The sequence below is a fragment of the Sporosarcina sp. OR05 genome (assembly GCF_041414805.1).
In the GTDB taxonomy this organism is placed as follows: domain Bacteria; phylum Bacillota; class Bacilli; order Bacillales_A; family Planococcaceae; genus Sporosarcina; species Sporosarcina saromensis.
In genome coordinates this window covers 1-3,352 of sequence record NZ_JANKJL010000025.1, presented here as the reverse complement: position 1 = coordinate 3,352, position 3,352 = coordinate 1, and the positions used below count along the sequence as shown (strand labels likewise).

Sequence of the window (3,352 nt, the reverse complement as noted above, 5' to 3'; positions counted from 1 at the left end):
ATCATGTCAGGAGCCATTTTTAATGGCGGTAATTTCGGAAACGAAGGTGTCGGTGACAAATTAAATTCGCCACCGACACCTTCGTTTGCTTCTTATTATCGCCATACTCATTGACATTTTATGGATAGAAAAACCATTGAATTCTTTTGGTTTTTGTATTAAACTCATAAAAGAAAAAAAGGACCTGAAGGTCCTTAAAAACGGTAGTCGTCGATAACTCGTTCAGCAGAGTCTTCATCTACCAATTCTTGTTTTCTGGAAACAGCGTCTAAAAGGCATTCTGTACATAAGCGGTTTGTTAAGCGCAGGATGCCACGTGTTTCCTTGTATATCCTCTTCAGGGCCGCCTCGGTAAAGATCTGTCTCTTTTCGCCAGCCATTTCTAATTGATGGACGATGTATTCATTCATTTCATCGTAAGACAATCCTTCCAAATGAAATCGTGTGTTAATCCGCTGCGAAATAGCTTCTAAGCTTCTTAGACGTAGCTTATCCCGCAATTCCGGCTGTCCAACCAGAATCAGTGCCAGCGGTGAAAGTGAATCAATCTCAAAATTTGTTAGAAATCGAATCTCCTGTAACATCGATGCTGATAATAAATGCGCCTCGTCAATGATCACGACGGGCGTTTTCTTTTTATTTTCATAGATATCCATCAAGGCTGTTTTAAATTGCCTTTTCAAATCACTTGCCAAAAACATAGGTTCAATTCCAACTTGAAGAAGCATCTCTCGATAGAAATCCCTCGGCTTCAAAGAAGAATCAGATAAATATAAGAAAACATACTGATTCGCTTCCAACCGATCTCTCAAAGCGCGAATAGCCGTTGATTTTCCTGCCCCAACCTCACCAGTAATAAGGCCAAATGAGCGTTGCTGAATCATAAAGGTCAACCGTGCTTGCAATTCTTTAAAATGACTTGTCTTATATAAATGTTTGGTTTGAACGTCCTTTTGAAAAGGGGTATAGTTCCAATTAAAATGTTTAGAAATCATTAATTTCCATCCTCCACAAGGGTTTGGTAGCTGACGGTCCCTCTCTTTTCCTTTTGTTTCTGCTCATGGTTAGGTATTGATAATTCAAGAAGGTTTAAACCGGTTTCTTCTTCCGTTTGGTTCGCTTTTTGAGACGCTGCCTTTTCGTGTTTCGGTCTGGTGAGCTTGAGTGGGAGTGCATTCTCATATTGATTTCCATTCAGCCAAACTTCCAGTTTTTCTAAATCATTGGGATCGAAGCGAATCGTGATTAGTTCTCCAACCAGTTGAGATTCCACCTCATACTTGTTCCCTTGAAATGAAATGCATCCTGTATTGTCAACCTTTCGCTCCTCTTCCCAATAAAACGCATTCTTCAGGTCAGAAAAAGAAACGGAAACCGTAGGTTGATCACACTCTTCCCATCTCTGATTGGGAGTTTGTTTCGTTTCGCCGTGAATCCGCTCATGATAAATTGATTCCTTCCAGATATGAAAATACCGATTTAACTGCTCGATAGATTGAATTCTTCCCGACTCAATTAGATCATAAGCTTCGGGTTTGAAAGACGAATCGACGAATTGAAAGAACCTCTCTATTTTTCCACGCCCCTGTGGTCTTCTCACAGTAGAGTGAGTAAGCTTTATACCGAGTTTTGCACAGGTTGTTTCTAACGCCTTTGCTCGATAAATCGAGCCGTTGTCTACATAGATCTGCTCTGGCTTTCCCTGGCTCATTATGGCCTTAAATAAGCAATCCTCTAACTGTGCACCCTTTTCCTCAAAATAAAACTGCCCATGTACGATGAATCTCGTATAATCATCAATAAATGCAAATAACTTAGCTACCCGTTTTTTATCCGGATTTTCCGGGTCGGGAAGATAAAGTGTATGTTGCACATCCCCTTGCCAACAAGCATTCCTATAAGGAAACTCAAAGCGGCGAAACTGCCTACCACTTGGTACCTGTTTTAATTTTTTCCGTGTCACTCCAGCTTTACGCATTTGTTTAGATAAAGTACTTTCAGAGATGACTCCTTGTTCCACTATATTCGCCATTTCCATAATCCGAATGATCTGTTCAACTGAACGTTCGGGCCGCTCAGTCTTTAACTGTATTGCCATATCCAATAACTCATTGGAAATAGCTCTTGGCGCATATCCGCCCCTTTTCGTTGGTTTCAATACTTCAAATCCTCCGCTACGATAAAGTTGCAAATAGCGTTCAAGTGTACGAGTACTAACTTTCTGCATCTCCCCATAAGGATTTAGATGTTCACTATACGATATGGCACGAAGCCTTTGGGCTTGTTCTCCTTTAGGAAGATCTCTTGTAACTATTTCCGCAATAAGGCCAAATCGAAATAAGGCAATATCGTTTCTAAATTTTTCATCCATCAAAACTTCCCCTTTTCTAAAAATTGATCTTTTACATGTTCTATTTAAATACGATTATCACGGAAAAGGCAGAGACCAAATTCTGTGGGAACATGCATTTTAAAATGACAAAAAGAGGAATAATTGCCCCGAAGGGGCGATAAATAAGATTCGGAAGATTAACAGGCGGGTTGTATAAGTGGAGAGTAATGGATTTATCGGTTTAATATTTATGTATTAGTTGATTTATCCATTGAAGAAAGCCGCAAAAAGGGTAGGGAATCGAAGGATGAAAAATTTTCCATGCCTTAGGGAGAAGAAAATTTAATAGCGCTTGTTCTTCACCAAGCGATTTAATATCCTTAAAGTTAATCGCTATGGGATGGATGGTGACAATATGAGAGATGAGTAGCTGTATCAGGGGATCCTTCTTATCCTTCCAAAAAGCATCCCATCGGATAATCGTTTTATAACTAATTCCTCCTGTCATCCTGTTTGAAAGGAAGTTTTGAATGTGATTGTAACTTTTTCCTTTTACGTATCTTAAAAACCATGCTTTTTGAAGTATTCGACCAGAAGGAATCCGATACGGAAAAAGAAAATCAGGTAATAATGAGAATGTCTTTCCACACTCGGGACACAACCTGCGATAAATAGGTATTCTGGTAAGGGTCTTTCCAGTTACAACCGAACGATAATATCGTCCATGATTGTATAATTTCCTATGACAGTCAGGGCAGTTCTCCTCGTCTTTTGGAGGAACATCTTGGTAAAGGCGTAAATAGCCCTTGACCGTCTTTCCAAGATATTTTAATCTAATCATAGTGTTTATTGTTCATCACCTCGGAGAGACTGCCATCTCTTCGGGGTAATTTTTTTGTCCTCCTCCCGCCAGGGAATAATTAGTATTTATACATTGTCGCATATTTCCCTTGATATGTGCCGACATAATATTTTCCTAAAACAACAAAAAACGCCGCCAATAAAAGTGGCAGCGGACAG

General features: G+C 39.7%; 3 protein-coding genes. All 3 read right to left on the bottom strand.

Annotated elements, in window-relative coordinates:
- Positions 1 to 194: 194 nt before the first annotated feature.
- The 3 genes from NRI27_RS17855 to NRI27_RS17845 all read right to left on the bottom strand — a co-directional run bounded on the left by NRI27_RS17855 (position 195) and on the right by NRI27_RS17845 (position 3,173).
- Entirely contained in the window at positions 195 to 995 is an 801-nt protein-coding gene (locus NRI27_RS17855) for an ExeA family protein (RefSeq protein WP_371391894.1), read from the bottom strand.
- Positions 995 to 2,371, bottom strand: a complete 1,377-nt coding sequence (locus NRI27_RS17850) for a DDE-type integrase/transposase/recombinase (RefSeq protein WP_371391893.1) — start codon at positions 2,369 to 2,371, stop codon at positions 995 to 997. Before NRI27_RS17850 ends, NRI27_RS17855 begins: the two co-directional genes overlap by 1 nt.
- 202 nt (positions 2,372 to 2,573) lie before the next feature.
- A complete protein-coding gene (locus NRI27_RS17845; protein ID WP_371391892.1) occupies positions 2,574 to 3,173 on the bottom strand; it encodes a DUF6431 domain-containing protein in 600 nt (199 codons plus the stop codon).
- Positions 3,174 to 3,352 lie beyond the last annotated feature (179 nt).